Annotated in this window: 19 protein-coding genes, 1 tRNA gene and 1 pseudogene; 12 read left to right on the top strand and 9 right to left on the bottom strand. The window is 36.0% G+C overall.

The window, feature by feature from the left end:
• Positions 1-84: 84 nt before the first annotated feature.
• From LS65_RS03965 to LS65_RS03925, 9 genes and pseudogenes are all read right to left on the bottom strand, one after another.
• Complete coding sequence (locus LS65_RS03965; RefSeq protein ID WP_138129757.1) at positions 85-1,077, bottom strand: glycosyltransferase family 2 protein; 993 nt, start codon at positions 1,075-1,077, stop codon at positions 85-87.
• Entirely contained in the window at positions 1,067-2,479 is a 1,413-nt protein-coding gene (locus tag LS65_RS03960) for a glycosyltransferase family 4 protein (RefSeq protein ID WP_034360540.1), read from the bottom strand. The genes LS65_RS03965 and LS65_RS03960 overlap by 11 nt, the downstream gene beginning before the upstream one ends.
• Positions 2,480-2,575: 96 nt before the next feature.
• Positions 2,576-3,718 carry a glycosyltransferase family 2 protein gene (locus LS65_RS03955; RefSeq protein WP_201274317.1) on the bottom strand — a complete coding sequence of 381 codons (1,143 nt, stop codon included), beginning with the start codon at positions 3,716-3,718 and terminating at the stop codon, positions 2,576-2,578.
• Between the two features lie 94 nt (positions 3,719-3,812).
• Positions 3,813-4,124, bottom strand: a pseudogene (locus LS65_RS03950) (glycosyltransferase family 2 protein); the annotation flags it as partial.
• On the bottom strand, positions 4,114-4,554 hold the full coding sequence (locus LS65_RS03945) for a glycosyltransferase family protein (RefSeq protein ID WP_034361590.1): 441 nt from the start codon (positions 4,552-4,554) through the stop codon (positions 4,114-4,116). The pseudogene LS65_RS03950 and the gene LS65_RS03945, both read right to left, overlap by 11 nt.
• Before the next feature lie 87 nt (positions 4,555-4,641).
• On the bottom strand, positions 4,642-5,583 hold the full coding sequence (locus LS65_RS10110) for a class I SAM-dependent methyltransferase (protein WP_034361592.1): 942 nt from the start codon (positions 5,581-5,583) through the stop codon (positions 4,642-4,644).
• 19 nt (positions 5,584-5,602) lie between these two features.
• Positions 5,603-6,475 carry a glycosyltransferase family 2 protein gene (locus LS65_RS03935; protein WP_034361593.1) on the bottom strand — a complete coding sequence of 291 codons (873 nt, stop codon included), beginning with the start codon at positions 6,473-6,475 and terminating at the stop codon, positions 5,603-5,605.
• 52 nt (positions 6,476-6,527) lie between these two features.
• Positions 6,528-7,550, bottom strand: coding sequence for a dihydroorotase (gene pyrC / locus LS65_RS03930; RefSeq protein WP_034361595.1), 1,023 nt, complete (start codon positions 7,548-7,550; stop codon positions 6,528-6,530).
• A 3-nt stretch (positions 7,551-7,553) separates the two neighbouring features.
• Positions 7,554-8,984, bottom strand: a complete 1,431-nt coding sequence (locus LS65_RS03925; protein WP_034361596.1) for a phosphomannomutase/phosphoglucomutase — start codon at positions 8,982-8,984, stop codon at positions 7,554-7,556.
• A gap of 299 nt (positions 8,985-9,283) precedes the next feature.
• On the opposite strand from LS65_RS03925, the gene hisC reads away from it, so the two are divergent.
• The 12 genes from hisC to truA all read left to right on the top strand — a co-directional run bounded on the left by hisC (position 9,284) and on the right by truA (position 20,943).
• Entirely contained in the window at positions 9,284-10,396 is a 1,113-nt protein-coding gene (gene hisC / locus LS65_RS03920) for a histidinol-phosphate transaminase (RefSeq protein ID WP_034361598.1), read from the top strand.
• Positions 10,397-10,404: 8 nt separating this feature from the next.
• A complete protein-coding gene (fliF, locus tag LS65_RS03915; RefSeq protein ID WP_034361599.1) occupies positions 10,405-12,117 on the top strand; it encodes a flagellar basal-body MS-ring/collar protein FliF in 1,713 nt (570 codons plus the stop codon).
• A gap of 16 nt (positions 12,118-12,133) precedes the next feature.
• Positions 12,134-13,165 carry a flagellar motor switch protein FliG gene (gene fliG / locus LS65_RS03910; protein WP_034361601.1) on the top strand — a complete coding sequence of 344 codons (1,032 nt, stop codon included), beginning with the start codon at positions 12,134-12,136 and terminating at the stop codon, positions 13,163-13,165.
• Complete coding sequence (gene fliH / locus LS65_RS03905; protein ID WP_034361602.1) at positions 13,152-13,973, top strand: flagellar assembly protein FliH; 822 nt, start codon at positions 13,152-13,154, stop codon at positions 13,971-13,973. The genes fliG and fliH overlap by 14 nt, the downstream gene beginning before the upstream one ends.
• A gap of 17 nt (positions 13,974-13,990) precedes the next feature.
• Complete coding sequence (gene dxs / locus LS65_RS03900; protein WP_034361604.1) at positions 13,991-15,853, top strand: 1-deoxy-D-xylulose-5-phosphate synthase; 1,863 nt, start codon at positions 13,991-13,993, stop codon at positions 15,851-15,853.
• A gap of 63 nt (positions 15,854-15,916) precedes the next feature.
• A tRNA-Leu gene (locus tag LS65_RS03895) sits at positions 15,917-16,001 on the top strand.
• 119 nt (positions 16,002-16,120) lie between these two features.
• On the top strand, positions 16,121-17,170 hold the full coding sequence (locus LS65_RS03890; protein WP_034361606.1) for a ribonucleotide-diphosphate reductase subunit beta: 1,050 nt from the start codon (positions 16,121-16,123) through the stop codon (positions 17,168-17,170).
• On the top strand, positions 17,160-17,897 hold the full coding sequence (locus LS65_RS03885) for a carbon-nitrogen hydrolase family protein (protein WP_034361607.1): 738 nt from the start codon (positions 17,160-17,162) through the stop codon (positions 17,895-17,897). The genes LS65_RS03890 and LS65_RS03885 overlap by 11 nt, the downstream gene beginning before the upstream one ends.
• 24 nt (positions 17,898-17,921) lie before the next feature.
• Positions 17,922-18,530 carry a protein-L-isoaspartate(D-aspartate) O-methyltransferase gene (locus LS65_RS03880; protein ID WP_201274322.1) on the top strand — a complete coding sequence of 203 codons (609 nt, stop codon included), beginning with the start codon at positions 17,922-17,924 and terminating at the stop codon, positions 18,528-18,530.
• 7 nt (positions 18,531-18,537) lie between these two features.
• Positions 18,538-19,200, top strand: coding sequence for a prepilin peptidase (locus LS65_RS03875; RefSeq protein ID WP_236096616.1), 663 nt, complete (start codon positions 18,538-18,540; stop codon positions 19,198-19,200).
• A complete protein-coding gene (locus tag LS65_RS03870) occupies positions 19,193-20,212 on the top strand; it encodes an LptF/LptG family permease (protein ID WP_034361614.1) in 1,020 nt (339 codons plus the stop codon). Before LS65_RS03875 ends, LS65_RS03870 begins: the two co-directional genes overlap by 8 nt.
• The gene (gene truA, locus LS65_RS03865) at positions 20,212-20,943 is read left to right on the top strand and encodes a tRNA pseudouridine(38-40) synthase TruA (RefSeq protein WP_034361617.1); all 732 of its coding nucleotides are present in this window, start codon (positions 20,212-20,214) and stop codon (positions 20,941-20,943) included. The genes LS65_RS03870 and truA overlap by 1 nt, the downstream gene beginning before the upstream one ends.
• Positions 20,944-20,959: the final 16 nt, after the last annotated feature.

Raw genomic sequence — 20,959 nt, 5'->3', positions numbered from 1 at the left:
CTTTGTGTAAGTTGGGACATAATTATAGCATTTTTTTATTTAATCAAGGGGATTTTTTAGCACCTTTTAAATGCTAAGTTGAGTTTATAGCTTAAGTTTTCCAAAGCTGCAAATAAAGCCAAGCAGTCGCACAAGGTTTTGCCACCTAAAAGCGTAGCTAAGGGAGAGGAGAGTGCTTTTAAGATATGGGGGAATATCATAGATTTTATTCAAGTTGTGTTTGTGCAAAATCTGCAGGGATTCATACATTTCAAACGAGCTAAAATCTCTATTTTCTATCATAAGAGTGGAGGCGACTTTGTGCCGATATTTTTCAATGATAGTGTGATATTGCGGGTAGATGGCGAGTAGATGTGAGGTAATATGAAGCAGTTTGTCTAAATGGATTTGTTTTTTGCGGAGATTCTCTAAACTTTTATCTTTGGTAATCGAAGCGGGATTGTTACAATAAACATATAAAGTGCGTTTAATGCCAAAGTAGCTTTGAGATTCTAAGCTTGCCACAAGCACAAGCAAACCATCTTCGAGCATATTAAGCGGTGGCTCAAAAAATGCACATTCTTTAATGGCTTTGAGCAAGATATGTCTTTTGTAAATTTTATCACAGAGGCTTTGTGTATTATTTGTGGTATTAAGAAAGAAGCGCATTGTATTATCTGTGAGTGTGCCATAATGCACGATAGGTTTAATACGCTTGAAACTTTTAGGCTCATAACGTATACCAAAATGCACCATATCCACTTGTTGTGAAACGATGGTGTTATAGGCAAATTCACAGGCATTTAGTTCAAAATAATCATCAGGGTCGGCAAACATACAATACTCACCTATTGCGTGAATGATACCATTAGCCCGAGCGTGAAATGTGCCTAAGTTTTTTTCATTATGAATAATACGGATTCTAGAGTCTTTTTGCACATATTTTTGTGCGATTTTTATAGAATCATCACTCCCACAATCATCAATCACTAGAATTTCAATATTATTTAGCGTTTGATTTATGCAAGATTGCAAACATCGTGCAATATACAATTCTACATTAAAAGTCGGAATAATGATAGAGATTTTAGGCTGCATACTCTTGCCTTGTGGGTAAGGTATGTAGTGCAGAGAAAGAAGGAAGAGATAAGGAAAAAGGAGAGAAAAAACTATGTAGGATAAGAATATAAACTACATTATCCCCCCCCCCATATATTCTTACAAGCTCTTTGAGATAAGCATTATCAAAAAGAGTAGGGAGTTTTTTTGCTCTTTTGTGCATAAAATCATTAAAGTATGTGTCATATTCATTTAATATTTGAACCAAAGAATCTGTTAAGTCTGTAAAAATAAAGCCTCCAAAATGTCTAGCTGTAATGTTTTGTTCACTTATATCTGGCACGAGTGCGGGGCAGGAGGCAAGCATAGATTCTACAATCGTAAGCCCAAAAGTTTCTTGCAAAAGTGAGGGTAATACAGAGAGTTTGGCACGGGAGAGTATGTCTTTTATCTCCTTTGGTGTGCGTCTTCCTAAAAATTCATAATGTGGGCTAGGAGGGTGTTCAATCAATTCTCTAGCAAGCTCTATGCAGTGTTTTTCATCATCACCATTACCTATGATAAGGAGTTTGTAATTGCTAAATTGTGGATATTTGATAAGGTTTGCGAAAGCAGTGATAAGTGATGAAACATTTTTTTCTGGACTAAGCCTCCCATAAAATACGATGAGGTTTTGCTTATCTTGCAAAGTTACATTTGGATTATAAAATGTCATTTCTATGGGATTTGTAAGATGAAGCAATTTAGATATGTCCCAACCATCTTCTTTATGTTTTTGAAGTTGAAATTTTCCTACACAAATGACTTTATCAAAAAGTGTTTTTTCACTTAAAAATCCCTCTTGATAAAACAAAGAGCGGATAGCTTTAAGAAGTGAGTGGATTCTCCCGCGTCTATCACATTTTTTCCAAGCAATACGCCACTTGATTCGTCCTATACATTCCTCACAAATGCACTTTTTAGCATAATTGTAGAATCCTCCATTTGCACAAGAGCCAAATCCGTGTTGGGTATAGATAAGCTTAGTATGTGGAAAGTGTTTTTTGTATGCTTTTAATGCAAAAAGCACACTCGGGCTTAAGCGAGAAAGGTAATTTTGTGTGTGAATAATATCAGGCTTTTGGGTAAAAAGAAACTTTTTTAAAAGAAAGTAATTTTTGAAGTTAAATACATATTTAAACGCTCCACGCCATTTGGGATAATCCCCCCAATCATCAAGTTTAACAAAAGCTTTTACTTCTTTGGGTATATTATTTTGATTATCACAGCTTGCGACAAAAATATGATAATTTTTAAACTGCAATGTCTGTAAAATAGTGTTGCGAAAAACACTTTCTGCTCCACCTTGAATCGAATCAGAAGCAAGATGTAAAAGCTTAGTATGAGATGCTTTTATGTCTTTTGTAGAATGTTTTGGATTAAAAGAGTTATATGTTGCCATTGTAGCTCTTTGCTTTGAATGGACTATAATGTGTGAAATGCTTTTTTAAATGAATAGGAGTATTAGTTTTGTAGTAGGGAGTTTGATAAAAATAAGTTAAAGCTTGATTTTGCCTAATGTGAGTGTAGCAAGGAGCATTCTCACATAAGTTTGCCATTTGCGATGATAGAGTAGGGAGCGCACACAAGCTTTGAGATAGGAGATGAGATACCTTGCCCCCCCCTCATTCTCTAAAAAGCTATCATAACGATGTTCTAGCTCACGCACACTCTTTAATATATCTATTGCGCGCTTCTGGCAGAGATTAAAGGCTTTGTTTGTTGTAAGCTGTGTGATGTGTGAGAGGCTTTCTAGCTCATCTATTACGCGTGAAATATCAGCTATTTTCTTATCACGTGTGCGGGAATCGATTTTGCGCGTAATAGATGAGCTAGATTCACAATAGGTATAAAGTTTATCCTTTATGCCTATACTTTTGTGTGCTAAGGCACAAATCCAAAAGCTTTTTAGCACATCTTCTGCCATAGTAAGGCGTGGATTCTCGCCCATATGTGCCACGATAAGATCGCTCACGCGCACGATGTGCGAAGCTTTATAAAGCTTCGCCCATATGTGCCACGGAGGTGTGGCACAATGGGCGAAAACTTCACTAAGCACCTCCTCATTGTAAAGTGTTTTTGTAATCACAGGAGGACTTACACGTTTAAAGGTGCGTGGCTCAAAGCGCATACCAAAAAACACTATATCAGGCAAAGATTCTAAATTTTCTTGTAATGGTGTTTGCAAGGATTGCAATGCAATATGTGTAGGAAAGTCTATTGTTTGATTGTGTGGATCTTGTGAATGCAAATCTTTAAGATTTAAGTTTTGCACATTTTTTGAATCTTGCTTTTTTACAGATTCTAAAACCGCTTGATAAGATTTTTCACAAGCCTTTATATCTAAATAATCATCAGCATCAAGAAAAGTAATATATAAACCATTTGCTTCTTGCATACCTTTTATTCTTGCTGCAAATGTGCCTAAGTTTTTTTCATTATGAATAATTTTTATACGAGAATCAATCTTAGCATAAGCCTTAGCTATTTGTATTGCACCATCACTCCCACAATCATCAATCACTAGAATTTCAATATCATTTAAGCTTTGATTGATACAAGATTCTAAGCATCGTGAAAGATATGCTCTCACATTATATACAGGAACAACAATGGAGATAAGGGGATTATTTTTTATCATATCCCCCCCCCCCATTGCTTAGGAGCAGATTTTTAAAAAGTCTAGGAATATATAATGGTGTAGTATAGAGATGACAAAGTGTGCGATAGAGAATCTTGCAAGTAAAAATACTTATATAGTCATCAGCATCTAAAGGTAAAATATATGCTCCTTTAGCTACCCTTTCTCCTTGTATCCTCGCACTAAATAAACCAAGATTACTTTCATTATGAATAATACGGATTCTAGAATCTTTTTTGACATATTCTTTAGCTATTTTTATAGAATTATCACTTCCACAATCATCAACAACAATAATTTCAATATCACCCAAAGTTTGATTAATGCACGAATCCAAACATCGCCCAATGTAAGATTCTACATTGTAAGTAGGAATGATGATAGAGATGAGGGGGTTATTTGGCATTGTAAATACTTTGAATCTTAAGACTAAATTTGTGAGGTAAGAGAGATTTAATCGTGTATTTTATAAGTATAATGATATATTTCGCGCTTAGAGGAAGGATATATAAGCGACTATATGCAGTGCCTATGCACAACTCTTCTTTAAAAAACTTAGAGATTAGCCCATACGCATTATAGAAACTTACAATAAGCGGTGCTTGGTAGAATTTATACCCTTGATTATAATAGAGTTTAGCAAAAAACTCATTATTAGCACAGATTTTAAAACTTGTATCAAAATGATATTTTTTGAGAAGTGAAGTTTTGACAAATACGCTTTGGTGGCAAAAAGGCATACGATATTTTGGGTTAGACCGATTTTTTGGAGTCTTAAAATGTTTGGCATCAAGTTTAAAAGCAGTATCACCATAAATTACATTGATAGAACTCACTTTGTTTCCTCATTTGTCTTTTTTGTTGTTTTGTAAGGCAAGAATTAAAAAGGCACGATTATAACAAACTTATAGAGAAGTTGCAAATTATAATTTTTTCAACCAAATGCTTCCACCTTTATTTTTTTGACTTAATGGTAGAGCAGTAGCAAACTCATCAGGATAAAGATAATTGAGGCAGGTATTAAAAAATACGATTTCAAATGTGTTATTAAAGCTTAAAAATGCACGAAGTATGTAAGCCTCATTCCACGAGTTTTTGGCTCTAAGCCAGTCGTTAGGATAACTAAAAGGGTAAAATATATCGTGAAAATGGATATATACACCACTTTTTAGGAGTGGGAGAATTTCAAAAAAGATTGCATTGACATCAGAATTTATTTTGCTTATATGTGTGGAATCTATAAATAAAATATCATTAGATTCTAAAGTCTGAAAAAGTGTTATATCAACTTCTTGCAGACGCGTTGGTAAAAGGTGGAGATGCTTTAAATCATTGGGTTTAAGGAGAGATTTTAAAAGGGCGGGATAAGGTTCAATATGTGTGATTTCAAAACTTTCTATATCCCCCCCCCCATTTGCTGCAAAAAATAATTCCCTTACATCGTGCATAAGTGCAGAGCTAAAGCCAGAACCTACTTCTATGATTTTTTTTGGTTTAAGGTATCGTATCATAGAATACAGGCAGATTCCATCACTATGGCAATAGGCTTGGTTATTGAAATAATAACGTAAGTGTGGTTGTTTTTCTTCTGTGAAAGGCATTTCCACATAGAATCGAGCAAAATTTTGCAAAAGTTTCTTTTGGTCTTCAAGATGTAAATCTATGCCGCGTAAATCAAGTGGGTTGTATGAGCGGTGAGCTATGCCTTCTTCTATTTCTTTAGCATTAGCAATAGGCGAGTAGAAATGCCCGCTTGGAACAAAATCATTTTGCCCAAAGAGTGCTTGAAGTTTGCGGTAGCATTTGCGTAAGAAAGCTTTAGATTGAGATTTGAGTGTGGGATTTGGATATGTGTCAAGATACATAAATACTCCTTGTGTGAAATTAACTTGTTTTTTTGCCAAGCAAGATTCTTGCGTGATTACGGAATCTTGTGGGGATAGCATTGCGGATACATACACGTGGAATTACCCAAAAAATGTATTTAAGTGCGTGCAATATTGGAAACAAGCGATTATATTTATAACCAATGCGGCAGTCTTCTTTAAACATTTGCCACGAAAGGCTTGAGCTTATACCTTGTAGGCTAAAGCTTGAGATAATAAGCGGGATATATGTAAAAATCGCACCATTATTGTATGCCTTAGTGAAAAAGTCTGTATCCCCAGCGATTTTAAAAGATATGTCATATTTGTAGGTTTTCATAAGTGATGTAGCGATAAAGGCAGATTGATGAATGAAGCGATGATGATAAGTGTGAGGTGCATTACTTGCGTAGAGAATCTTAGAATGTGTGCTATCATAGATAAGCTGCGTATCACCATAAATAACACCAATGTTTGTGTTATTTATCCCCCGCAATTTATCAAAAAGCTCTCTTATAGTGCTATGGCTATAAAATCTATCTCCACAATTCATAAAGTTGCACCATTCTCCTGTGGCTAAATCGATTCCTTTGTTCATTGCGTCATAGATTCCACTATCTTTTTGACTAAGGAATTTAAAAACAAAGTTTGCTTTTGTGTGATGAGTAGCCTCCATATAGAATCTGCCCTCATCTTTGTGGGTAATATCGCAGAGTGTGCTGATGTAAGATTCTATATATTCTTTTGTGCCATCATTACTACCGCCATCAATAATAATGTATTCGATACAAGGATAGTCCTGATATATTACAGAATCCATTGTCTCTTTGATATGATTTTTGTCATTATAAACGATTGTGATAATGCTTACAAGTGGGAATTTTTCGTTCATTTTCATTGTGCCTTTTTATGAGGTTGCAGCATTTTCACTCTTTTTATTTCTTTTACTCTTTTATGCGCCAAGAGAGATTTTGCCCTGCAAAAAGAGGCACGATTGCCCCTAATGGGGTATCTATACGCTCTGGCACATTATATTGAATCTTTTCAAGCGTGATTGATTTTTGCGTGAAATCTTGCAGCTGATAAATCTCTATTGCCCTATCACTCACAAAGCTTTGCAGTGAATCGAGCGCATTATGAGATTCAAAGAGTTGTGTAAGTGCTGGAAGTAGCACAGGTGCGCTAAAAATCCCTGCTGCGCCTTTTGAGCTGAGTTTGGCAGATTCTAAATGTGGAGCAGAATCTGAGCCAAAGCTAATTTTTGGGTGTGCCTTTAATGCCGCTTCAAGCAGAGCTTGTTGGTCTTTTCTGCTCTTGAGCATAGGTTTGCAAAAAAGATGGGGATTAAGCATTCCACCACATACATCATCAAGATTTAAAGTGATATGATGAAGTGTGAGTGTAGCATAGAGATTTTCATATTTTTCAATCATTTCAAGACTCCGCCTATCGCTCATATGTTCGATAATAATGCGTAGCTTAGGAAAATGCTCGGCGATATATGCAAAAATAGGCAAAAATTCATATTCTCGCTCCATACAGAATCCATTGCTTTCCCCGTGTATAGAGAGAATAAAGCCTAACTCCTCTGCTATGGCAAAAACTTGCAGGGTTTTTTCACATAAAATATCTTTTACCCCATTTTCACTTCCTGTGGTCGCACCCTTTGGGTAGAGTTTGAGGATTCTAATCCCCGCATCTCTTGCGAGGAGCAACTCCTCTCTCGTGAGACTTGGTGTGAGATAGAGTGTCATTAAAGGTGTGAAAGTAGCACTACTAAGGGAAATAATGTGCTCCTTATAGTCATTAACTAAGGCAGTGGTGGTGATTGGTATTTTAAGATTTGGCATAACAACTGCTGCACTAAAGGCTTGAGTAGTGAAAGGCAGGACAGATTCTAAAAGTTTGCCCTCACGTAAATGCAGGTGCATATCCATAGGGTTTATGAGCTGTAATGTTTGTGGCATAGCTTATCCTTGTGCTTTTTGACAGGTTTTGAGGAGATGAAGCAAATGAGATTTGTATGATTCACATTCTTCTTGACTTATGGCTTCAAAACGCGTAACAAGCATAGGTGTAGTATTACTTGCTCTTACAAGTCCCCACCCATTTTCAAATACAACGCGTAATCCGTCAATATCAATGATGTCTTTGAGGACTGGGAAGTCTTTGGGTGGATTTTTTAAAGCCTCTTTTAAGGCGGAGATGAGGGCAAATTTTTGTTCCTCTGTTGTGCTGATTTTCTCTTCATCTGTGCTATAAAGGCGAGGCAAGGTGTGTATTACAGATTCTAATTCTGTGGGTGTATAGCCTAAAAATAGCTCTAAGGCACGGAAAGAAGCATAAATAGCATCATCATAGCCAAAGTAGCGGTCATTAAAAAATAAATGCCCACTCATCTCTGCGGCAAGATGAGCATTGAGTTCTTTGAGTTTAACCTTAAGATTACTATGTCCTGTTTTATACATCACCGCCTTGCCAATTTTATTAATTTCATCATACATTACTTGAGAGCATTTGACCTCGCCTACGACAATAGGTGTTAAAAAATGTTTTTTCATTTCTTTGGCAAAAAGGATAGCAAGCTCATCACCCTTATAATTATGATGAGTTGTTAAAAGTGCAAGTCTATCAGCATCACCATCAAAGGCAATGCCAATTGAAATCTGCTTTTGTGCCATTTTTTCTTTAAGCATTATGAGATTCTTTTCTTCGCTCGGGTCTGGGTGGTGATTTGGAAAAGTGCCATCTGGTTCGAAAAAGAGTGGAGTATAAGAAATATTAAGATTTTTTAGAATCTGTGCTAATGCAACACCTGCCACGCCATTACCGCAATCATATACAATAGGATAAGGGAAATCTTTGAGGTGTTCAAAATGTGTGCTTAGAAAATCTATGTAGGCTTCTTTTGCCTTAAGATATTGTATTTTTGAGCTTTGATTTTGTGTCAAAATCTGTGAGAAGGAAGATTGTATATGAGGTAGGATTTGAGTAAGTTTTGCACCGAGTGTGCGGATTTGCTCACCATAAAAAGGTGATTGATTTATAGTGATTTTGAATCCATTATATTGTGGGGGATTATGTGAGCCTGTAATCATTACAGAATTTGGACAAGTGATAGAATCTATGGTATTAAAAGTTGCAAAATACGCTATGGGTGTAGGAATAAGCCCAAGTGCATAGACTTTAATCCCCGCATTTATAAAGCCCTCGTTAAGCCATTCAAAAAGTGTTGGAGAATGTGTGCGTGCATCGTATCCAATATGTATGCAAGGAGGAAAGTGAGATTCTATAATATATTTACCAAGAAGCTCCCCTATGCCAAAAACAACCTCGTGTGTGAGGTCTTTTCCAAAAATACCACGAATATCATATTCGCGGAAAATATGAGTAATCTCCATAGTTATACCTTTAATTTATTAATGTGTTACACTTTGAAATATAATAGGATTATAGCAAAAATCGCACTAAATTTGCTTGAGAGTAAAATCAAGCGATGATACGCGTGCAAAAGATTTGTATGTATGAAATTATAGAGTGTATTAATGTATAAACTTGCAATAATCGTAAAAATTATAATTTTTTTAAGACTTTTAAGATAAAATAAACAGCTTTAGAGAAGAAGAATGTTCTATTTGTATAATTTATTTGGGGCATTTGAAACTTGAATAATTGAATTATCGGCATTAAGGATAGGGCGGTGTTTAAGAATACCTTAGAACAAATTGTAACCTATGAGGCAGGGAAGCCAATCGAGCTTGTAATGCGTGAATATGGCATTAAACAAGAAGATGTGATTAAATTAGGAAGTAATGAAAATCCCTATGGTGCTTCGCCTTTAGTTATAGAATCTTTGCAAAATAATGCATATAAGGCAAGCTTATATCCTGATGATTCAATGTATGAGCTTAAAGATGCCCTTGCCTTGCATTTTAATGTAACACCTAAACAAATCATTATTGGCGCAGGGAGCGATCAAATTATTGAATTTTGTATGCAAGCACTTAATCATCATAATGCACAGGTGCTAATGGCAAAAACAACTTTTGCTATGTATGAAGTGTATGCAAAACTTGCAGGGGTAGAAATTTCTAAAACTCAAAGTGATGGGCATATCTTAGAGGAATTTCTTGAGCTTTATCAAAAAGTGAAAAGCCAAAAAAATATAAGTGCTATATTTTTATGTGTGCCAAATAATCCTTTGGGTGAATGTTTAGATTCAAATGCTATTGAGAAACTCATAAAAGCAGTAGATAAAGAGACACTTGTAATTGTTGATGGGGCATATCAAGAATTTGCTGCTTATAAAGATAAGAGAAAAGCTATTAATCCTCAATATTTTATAGAGCAATTTGATAATGTTATTTATTTAGGGACTTTTTCAAAAGCATATGGTTTAGGCGGTATGCGTGTAGGCTATGGTGTTGCAAGTGAGCGTATTATTTCTATGTTATATAAAGTACGCCCACCTTTTAATGTTACTACATTAAGCTTACAATCGGCTTTTGTGGCTTTAAGAGACCAAGCATTTATGAGGCAGTGTGTAGAAAAAAATGCCATTGAAATGGCAAGATATGAGGCTTTTGCTCATAAAATGGGATTTACATTTATTCCTTCTTATGGGAATTTTATTACATTTTCGCATAAGGAGATAGAATCTACTCATTTATGCGAGTGGCTTTTACAAAAAGGTGTGATAGTGCGTAATTTGCGCTCGTATGGACTTAATGCTTTTCGTATAACTATTGGCAAGACAGAACAGAATACGCGTGTATTTGAGCTGATAGAACAATACTTACAAACTCATAGATAGGGGTAGATGTGGATTTAAAATTAATTTTTGAGCAGGTTGTTAAAGTTTTAAATAAGCTGAATAAAAAACAGCGGATTATTATACTTTCTACTCTTGTTGTGCTAATTAGTTTTTTGACTTATCTTATACTTTTTCGTGTGGAAACGCACAATGAGTATGAAAATTATGATGTGCTTTTTAGCAATCTTAGCCCAGAAGATAGTGCATCGATTTTACAAAAATTGCAGCAAGATAAGATTCCTTATAAAATTCCTCAAGATAATATTATTCTTATTCCAAAAGATAAAGTCTATGAGCAGCGCATTAATATGGGTTCGCTTGGATTGCCAAAAACAAGTAAAAATGTAGGTTTTGATATTTTACTTGAAAATAATGTGGGAGAAACACCTTTCACGCAGGATATGAAATATCTCATTGCAAAACAAAATGAACTTGCAAAAACAATTGAGAGCTTGAATCCTATCGATAAGGCGATTGTTAATATTTCTATGCCTAAAGAATCGCTTTTTGTGCAGGGTGGGCATCCCCCTTCAGCTTCTGTTAAAATTAGTGTGCGCGATAATATGTTTCTCACGCCTGAACAAGTTGTGGGGATTAAATATCTTGTGGCTGCAGCAGTAGAGCGACTTGTCCCGGAAGCTGTAAAGATTATCAATCAAGATGGTGAGCTTTTAGGTGAGGATAATGAGGCAGCACAGCAAGGAGCACGTGCGAGACAAGCGGCATTCCAGCGGAAGTTTCAACAAAATGCAGAAAATGCTATGGAGGCAAAGATTATCAAATTTTTGCAACCAAGTGTAGGTGATGGTGTGCAGGCACAAGTAACTATGGATTATGATTTTAGTGTGCGCAAATCTACTCAAGAAGAATTTGACCAAAGCCCTGTCATAAGAAGTATAAGAGAATATGAAAAAGAGCGCAAAGGATTTCGTCCGCCTCAAATTGGGGGTGTTCCGGGAGTAGTGAGTAATATCGGACCAGTGCAAGGCTTAAAAGATGATGAAATGATGGAATGGGAGAAAGAAAGTGAAGTTGTTCAAAATAATGAGATTGGCAAAAAGGTAAGCAATATTGATGAACATTATGGAGTGCTTAAACGTGTAAGTGCTTCAGTAATGATAGATGGCACATATAAAGAAGTAGTGGGCGAAGATGGAGAGCCGACACTAGAGTATATTCCACGCCCACAGGAAGATATGGATAAGTTTTTAGAAGGAGTGAAAAAGGCTATTGGTTATAATGAAGCACGGGGTGATCAAGTTGAAGTTATTAATATGCCTTTCAAAAGCACACAGCTTGGTTATCGTCCAAAAGATTCTCTAGAAATGTTTTCAGACAAAGTGGAACGTTATCTTAGTCCATTTATGCCATTGCTCAAATATGTGATAGTTGCAGTGATTTTGTTTGTTTTTTACAAAAAAATCGTTGCACCATTTGCAGAGCGTATGCTTGAAGTGCAAGAAGAAGAAGATGATGATATAGAATCTCTTATGCAACTTGATGATGATGAAGAGGATATAAATAAATTTAGTGAGCTACGCAAACGTGTGGAAGACCAGCTAGGGCTTGGTTCAGGACTTGATGAGGATAATATTAAATATGAAGTCTTACTTGAAAAAATGCGTAATGTCATTGCGGAGCGTCCTCAGGAAATTGGTACTTTGTTTCAGACGCTCATTAAAGATGAACTTGATATTAGTTCCGGTTTGGGTAATAAATAAGGCAAAGGAGTGAAATATGGCAATTAACCTTAGCCCACGTCAAAGGGCGCAATATGATGAGTTATCAATGGCAGAGAAAATTGCTATTTTGCTCGTGCAATTAGGCGATGAAATTACTTCAGAGATTTTCCACCATCTTGATATTGATGCCATTACCGAAGTAAGTAAGCAAATTGCCCAGTTAGGTGGTATGGATAAGACTATCGGTGCTGCTGTGTTGGAAGAGTTTTATGTTATTTTTCAATCAAATCAATATATCAACACAGGTGGTATGGATTATGCGCGTGATTTATTGATTAAAGCATTAGGACCAGATGCGGCAAAGGCAATTTTAGATAAACTTGCTAAAACAATGCAATCTCAAAAGAATTTTGCCTATCTTGCTAAAATTCGTCCTCAACAGCTTGCGGATTTTATTATTAATGAACACCCACAAACCATTGCTCTTATTCTTGCACATATGGATGCAAGTGGTGCAGCAGAAACTTTAGGATATTTTTCTGATGAGTTGCGCGCGGAAGTTGCTATTCGTATGGCAAACCTCGGGGATATTTCACCAAGTGTTGTTAAACGTGTGAGTGCAGTGCTTGAAAGTAAATTAGAATCTCTTACAAGCTATAAAGTTGAAGTGGGTGGCACACGTTCTGTGGCAGAAATATTCAACCGCTTAGGACAAAAGGCTGCAAAAGCGACAATTGCACAAATTGAGCAAGTTGATGCGCAATTGGCTATTGAGATCAAAGAAATGATGTTTACCTTTGAAGATATTTCTAAACTTGATAACAATGCAATTAGAGAGATTCTTAAAATTGCGGATAAGAAAGATCTTACCCTTGCACTTAAATCTGCTCCTGATGATTTGAAACAGAAATTTATGGGGAATATGTCTCAACGCGCAAGTGAGCAGTTTATGGAGGAAATGCAATTTTTGGGTGCGGTAAAAGTGCGTGATGTTGAAAATGCACAAAGAAAAATCGTAGAAGTGGTGCAAACACTTGCAGAACAAGGCTTGGTGCAACTAGGAGAACAAGACGATGTCATTGCTTAACCAAGAGAATGTTATCGGGCAGGATAGACTTAAAAATCATAATATTAAAAAATACGAGTTTAAAACAATTACTTCTGAAATGATAGAAACAAATAAAGAGGCTGCTCATATTACTGAAACACCTATAGTTGAGCATACTCAAGAAGAGGCTCAAAATATGGAAAATACAGAATCTAATGCGCAAAAAATTGCAACTTTAGAACAGGAGCTTGTAGAAAAGCTTTTGCAAAAAACTGATGAGCTCTCCAGTTCCCTTGCAAAGTTACAGATTCAGTTTGAAAAGCTTCAAGTAGAGAGTGAGCAACGCGTAGCAAGTGCGAGAGATGAGGGCTATAAAGATGGATTTAGAGAGGCGCAAGAAAAAGCTAAAGAGGATATGTTTGCCGAAATTGATGCGCAGAAAAAAGCATTAGTAGATTCTATTATCACACTTGAAAATGCTCTCAAATCAAGCCAAAAGCATTTAGAAGAGTTAGAAAAAGAGTTAAGTGCTATCTCTGTGGATATTGCTAGAGAAGTGATTATAAGTGAAGTGGGTGAGAATTCCCAAAAAATTGCCCTTAATCTTACTCGAGAATTGCTTAATTCAATTATGGACGCAACAAATATCAAAATCAAGGTCAATCCTAACGATTACATATACTTAAAAGAACATTTAGAGGACAATACAAAGGTTGAAGTTATCTCTGATAATGCCGTATCGCTTGGAGGAGTAGTGATTGTAAGTGATAATGGCAATATTGATGGCACAATTATGTCGCGTTATAAGAATCTCAAACAATCTGTGCTTGAAAATATGCGTGATTAGGTTTAAATAGGGTTTGTATGACTGCTGAAATTTACACTTATAGCCATCAAAGTTTAAGCACATTTTCTGTCGCACAGCTTGATGAGATTGCTTCTCGTATTAGGCAAAGAATCTTAGAGGTTGTAAGCTCAAATGGTGGGCATTTAAGCTCAACACTTGGTGCGGTAGATTTGATTGTTGGAATGCACGCAGTTTTTGATGTAAAGCAACATCCTTTTATTTTTGATGTATCTCATCAAGCCTATGCACATAAGCTTCTTACAGGGAGATGGGAGACATTTGATACTTTGAGATGTTTTGGAGGTATTAGCGGATTCTGTAATCCTAAAGAATCTGTGAGTGATTATTTCATTGCCGGACATAGTTCTACTTCTTTGTCTCTTGCTGTGGGTGTGGGGAGAGCAAGGGCACTTGGGGCTAAGATTCAAATGCCTATTGTGATGATAGGTGATGGTTCAATGAGTGCAGGGCTTGTGTATGAGGCACTTAATGAATTGGGGGATAAAAAATACCCAATGGTCATTATTTTAAATGATAATGAAATGAGCATTGCTAAACCTATTGGGGCAATTAGTAATTATCTCTCGCAGATTCTTACTACACCTTTATATCAGAAAATGCGTGATGGCATTAAAAAAATGCTAACAAAAATGCCAGATTCTGCGACTTATCTTGCAAAGCGTTTTGAAGAATCGCTCAAACTTATCACGCCTGGCATTTTGTTTGAAGAATTAGGGCTTGATTATGTTGGTCCTATTGATGGGCATAATATAGAGCTCATTATCACTACTTTGCAAAAAGCTAGAGATATGAATAAGCCTGTGATTATCCACGCTCAAACCTTAAAGGGTAAGGGCTATGAGATTGCTGAAGGACGATTTGAGCGTTGGCACGGCGTTGGTCCTTTTGATATACACACTGGCTCTGCACTCAAAAAAGCATCGACTATATCACCCACAGCAGTTTTTACAGAGAGTTTGCAAAAGTATTTGAGTGATGAAAAAGTAGTGGGTGTAACAGCGGCAATGCCAAGCGGGACAGGTTTGGATAAGCTTATAGAGAAAGCACCACAGAGATTTATAGATGTGGCTATTTGTGAAGCACACGCTGTAACCTCTATGGCGGCAATGGCAAAAGAAGGTTTTAAGCCATTTGTTGCGATATATTCTACATTTTTGCAACGTGCTTATGATCAAATTATCCACGATGTAGGGATTTTGAATCTTCCTGTGCGTTTTTGTATTGATAGGGCAGGTATTGTTGGTGAAGATGGTGAGACGCACCAAGGATTATTTGATATTGCTTATTTGCGCTCTATCCCTAATATGGTGCTTTTTGCTCCACGTGATAATGAAAGTTTGCGACAGGCTGTGGATTTTGCTTATCATCATAATAGCTCACCTTGTGCTTTCCGCTACCCCCGAGGCAAGTTTGTATTAAATGATGGAATCTTCTCTACAAGTGCATTTGTATTAGGCAAAGCAGAATTGTTAAAAAAAGGTAAAAAACTACTTCTTATAGGTTATGGAAATGGTGTGGGTAGAGCTTATGAAGCTTATGAAGAGTTAGCCAAAGAGGGCTTTAAGCCAAGTTTGCTGGATTTGCGCTTTGTAAAACCCCTTGATAAAAAGACACTTGCAAAATTATTTTCTACACATAAATATGTATGTGTCTTTAGTGATAGTTACTATATGGGCGGTGTTGGGAGCGCGATTTTAGAATTTATGGCAGAAGAAAATATACAAAACATTGCTTTTAAAAGTTTTGAAATAAAAGATGAGTTTATTCCGCACGGCAATAGCACAATGATTGAATCTAGCCTTGGTTTATCTACCATAGACATTGTTTTGGCAATTAAAAATTGGGTAGATTCTAAGTAAGGTTTAAAGATTAAGTGAGTAGAATCCAAGCTTCATTTTGCAAATACAAAATGATAGATTTTTGCGGGAATGGCGAAATTGGCAGACGCACCAGACTTAGGATCTGGCGCCGCAAGGCGTGGAGGTTCAAGTCCTCTTTCCCGCACCACTTTTGAATCTATTTTTACTCCAAATATACTCAAACAAAATCATATTCATATCAACTTTTAAGCATTGAATCCATACAATTACAACTCTACTTTTTTAAAATTTTCACAAGGTTTTCTAATGAGTAATACACAAGAGAATAAAGCTATTTCGCGCAAACTTATTTATAATCCCAAATCAATGGAGAGTGTTGCTGATAGGCGCATTTTTGGTGGCAATCCTACGAGTATGTTTGAGTTAAATAAAATTAAATATCAATGGGCTTATAATTTGTGGAAAGTGATGCTTGCAAACACTTGGCTTCCTGAAGAAGTCAATATGAATGCCGATAAACGTGATTATAATGGTGGCTTAACTCCCCAAGAAAAAATAGGCTATGATAGGGCATTGGCACAGCTTATTTTTATGGATTCATTACAGACAAATAATTTGATTGATAATGTGAATCCTTATATCACAAGCCCAGAGATTAATCTCGTGCTTGTGCGTCAAGCTTTTGAAGAAGCTTTACATTCTCAAAGTTACGCAGTAATGGTGGAATCTATTTCGGCAAACACAGAAGAAATTTATGATATGTGGCGTGTAGATATGCAGCTTAGAAGCAAGAATGATTATATTGCGAGCGTATATATGTCTCTTGCAGAGAATCCGAATGAATTAAATCTTTTGAAGGCGATGTTTGCTAATCAGATTCTAGAAGGTATTTATTTTTATAGTGGCTTCTCATTTTTTTATACTCTTGCACGAAGTGGAAAAATGCTTGGTTCTGCGCAAATGATACGATTTATTCAACGCGATGAAATAACACATTTACTTTTGTTTCAAAATATGATTAATTCTTTACGCAAAGAACAATCTCATTTATTTACACCTTCTCTTGAGGAGGAAGTAATAGAAATGTTTAAAACGGCAGTAGATATAGAATCAAGTTGGGGTGAATATATCACGCAGGGGCAGGTTTTGGGTCTTACATCAGATATTATACGTGAGTATATTCAGTATTTAGCAGATAGACGCTTGCAAGCAGTGGGTTTTAGAGAAATTTATCATTCTAAACATCCAATTAAATGGGTAGATGATTTTGCGAAATTTAATGAACAGAGAACAAATTTCTTTGAGGCACGGGTTACAAATTATTCAAAAGGGAGTCTTAATTTCGATGATTTCTAAAAAATTATATAGTATGCAAATCAAGACAGGACTAGATTTTGCACAAAATCTTAAACAGGTAGAGGATTTTGTTGCTCAATGTGGCAAAAATGCGATTATCTGCACACCTGAAGTTGTATTAAGTGGTTTTGCTTATCAGCATATGAATGAAGCGAGTGAATTTTCAAAACTTGCAACAGAGCGACTTTTGGAAGCAAGCGCAAAATATAAAAATACGCTTGTTACGACAATGATTGAGGAAAAAAATAAGAAATTTTATAATAATCTCAAAGTGTTTCACAAGGGTGAAGTGATTCACAAACAAAGCAAACATAAGCTTTTTTCGCTTGGTGATGAGCATCTGCACTTTGCCGCAGGGGAAAAAGATGAGATTAGCATATTTGAGATTGATGGGCTTAAATGCGCTGCTTTGATTTGCTTTGAATTGCGTTTCATTGAATTATGGGAGCAAATAAAGGGTGCAGATTTGATTTTGGTAAGTGCGCAATGGGGTAAGGCACGCAAAAATCACTTTGAGATTCTCTGCTCTGCATTAGCAGTGGCAAATCAAGCCTTTGTTTTAGCAAGCAATAGTGCAAATGATATGATGGCAAAGGGGAGTTCAATCATCACACCTTATGGTATTGTGTATAAAAATGATAAAAAGCATTTTGTAGCGTGTGAAGTGGATATAAGTGAGACCTCCCGTATAAGAAAATATATTAATACAAATATAAAGATAAACTAAATGTATAGATTTGCCGCTCAAGAGATGTGTAATGAGATAGAAAAAACTTTTCCTCTCTCACCAAAAGTCATTGCTGCTCTTTGTGCGGTGGATAGAGAAAAGTTTGTTCCTCCAGGTTTTACACATTTAGCCTATGATACAAGAGCATTACCTATGGCAGAATCTCAATATATTAGCTCTCCGCTCACGGTGGCACAAATGACAGAATATCTTGCACCAAATGGTGGAGATTCTGTGCTTGAAATTGGCTGTGGAAGTGGTTATCAAGCAATGGTGCTTTCCCATCTTTTTCGACGTGTATTTAGTATTGAACGTATTGATAAGCTTTTAACTCAAGCGCGTGAGAGATTTAAACTCTTACAAGCGCATAATATTTTTGTTAAGCTTGATGATGGACAAAAGGGCTGGGCAGAATATGCGCCATTTGATGCTATTTTGTTTTCAGCCTGTGCGAGGAGCATTCCTCAAGCAATTATTAATCAGCTACAAGAAGGTGGAGTGATTGTTGCTCCTTTGCTTGAAGGAAGCAAACAAGTTATTAGGCGTTTTAGAAAATGTAATGGTGTGTTAGAAGGTAGTGAATGTTTAGGAGAATGTCTTTTTGTTGATGTGCAAGATGGTTTAGTGAGGTAGGGCAAAAATGGCATCAATGTCAATTTTTATTACACTTTCTTTGAGTTATAGCTTTGTAGCAGTGGTGCTTATTGCTTTGTATGCTCATACAGAGCAAAATAACTCTTTATTCTCTAGTATTTTTTCATCTAAATATTATAGAATCTATTTTGCAATTCTCTTTGTATGTTCTCTTGTTGTGCTTATGTGGCAGGGTATCAATGCTATTTATGTAATTTTGATGTTTTTACTTCTTCTTGGTATTATTGATATTAAATGTCTGGCATTGCCCGATACACTTAATTTTTCCTTGCTTCTTGTATGTGTGGTATATGCGTTTTTAGAAAGTATTTTTTTACAAGAGAGTTTTATATATAGAGTGCTTTTAGGCTTTGGTGTGGGTGGAATATTTTTTACCCTTAAGATTCTCTATCAGTCTCTTGCTAATAAGGATATTCTTGGTGAGGCAGATATTATTGTCCTTAGCTCTTTAGGTATTGCTTTTGGCGCACCAAGTGCTTTTGTTAGTGTTTTTTTAGGGAGTATCGCAGCTCTTATATATGCACTTTTTTTAAATCTTATTTTTAAACGCACACTTTTTGAGTTAAAACTTCCTTTTTGTTTTTTTATCTTTATAGGAGTGATACTTCATTTTGTATGGTTTGAGTATGGGGAGAGATTCTATGCTTAAACGTTATCTTTTTATGTCTTTTGCACAGGTATTTTTTCCCTTTTTTTTCGTACTTTTTTTTATTGCTTCTGTTGTGTTGCTTATTGATATTGCAGGGCGCACTTATGTGGTAAAAATGAGCTTTTTAGACTTGGGGACATTATTTATGTATCTTATGCCTAGTAGCTTATTTTTTATTATTCCTATTACATTTTTTGCTGCTTTAGTGCTTGGAATATCGCGTTTAGCGTATGAATATGAGCTTATGGTATGTTTTTCACTTGGAGCTAAACCAGCTGATATAGTGAGATTCTTTTTACCTATTATTCTCCTTGCCACGATTATTCTTTTTGTGTTTTCTTTCGTTATGCTCCCACTTGCTAATAGTGCTTCTAAAAATTTTGTGGCACAAAAACGGGCAGATATTGATGTCAATATTAAACCCGGTGAATTTGGACAAAAGCTTGGTGATTGGCTTGTGTATGTTGATAGTGTGCAAAATCGCGTGTATAAGAATCTCATTTTATTTTCAGAAAATGGTTTTGAGGGAGACACATTTATTGTTGCAGAAGAGGGTAGGACAAATAATAATCAAGGGCTTTTTGAGCTTAATCTCACAAAGGGGAGTTCATATTTTGCTGCACCCGATGAAATTAAAAGAGTCGATTATGAGCAGATGAGTGTGCGCCAAAATGTGAGTGAGCCACAACTTAGGGGTTATGATTTATTTGAATATTGGCACGATGCTTTTGATTCAAATACCCATCAAAAATCACGCAAACTTGCTCAAGCTGTGCTTGTTTCGCTTTTTCCTTTGGTTTCGATTTTTCTTATCCCACTTTTTAGCATCGCAAATCCGCGATTCCACTCTAATATGTCTTATTTTTATGTCATTGCTGCGGTTGCATTATATTTTATTTGTATGCATATTATCTCTGACCATTTTCCACTCACAGGTATGGTAATTTTCCCATTGTTGTGGTTTGGCGTAAGCTTTGGGTTGTATAAAAAAATCATTACAAAGTTTTATTAATGCAGCAGTATAAGGCGGTGATTGCCTATGATGGAAGTGCATTTTGTGGCTTTGCGTTACAAAAACATAAAAAAAGTGTGTTGGGGGCATTACAGGAAGCGTTTTTGCGTGTGGGAATTAGTGGGGAGATTCTAGGTGCTTCACGCACAGATAAAGGTGTGCATGCCACTGCACAGGTGATTAGTTTTCATAATGCACATATTCATACCTATGACAAGCATTTTTTACTTTCTCTTTTAAATACAAAACTTTATCCTCATATTATGATACGCTCACTTCATAAAGTAAATTCACATTTTCATCCACGTTTTGATGCAAAATGGCGTGCGTATCGTTTTCTACTTTCAAATAAACGCCCATCACCTTTTGCTTCAGCATATGTGAGTTATGAGAAAATAGGCGATTTGTCGCGTTTTTGTGCGGCACTCAATCTTTTTAAAGGAACACATAATTTTACATTTTTTAAGAAAAATGGCTCATATACAAAAGATGATATGCGAGAGATTTTTAACATAAGATTTTATCATTATCAAGATATGGGGGTTGTCTATATGCGTGGAAATGGCTTTTTGCGCTCTCAAGTGCGGCTTATGGTAGGTGCGGCTTTAAGCGTGAGTAGAGGTGAGATGAGTCTTATAAATCTTAAAGAGCAGCTTTTGGCAAAAAAGCAATATTATCATTATCCTATTGCACCGCAGGGTCTGTATCTCTGTGGTGTGGGCTACGAATAAGGGTAGATGAGAGAAT

Source organism: Helicobacter japonicus, assembly GCF_000762845.2.
Lineage (GTDB): Bacteria > Campylobacterota > Campylobacteria > Campylobacterales > Helicobacteraceae > Helicobacter_C > Helicobacter_C japonicus.
Note: the sequence above shows the minus strand (reverse complement) of the source record. Positions and strands in the feature narration are given on the sequence as shown.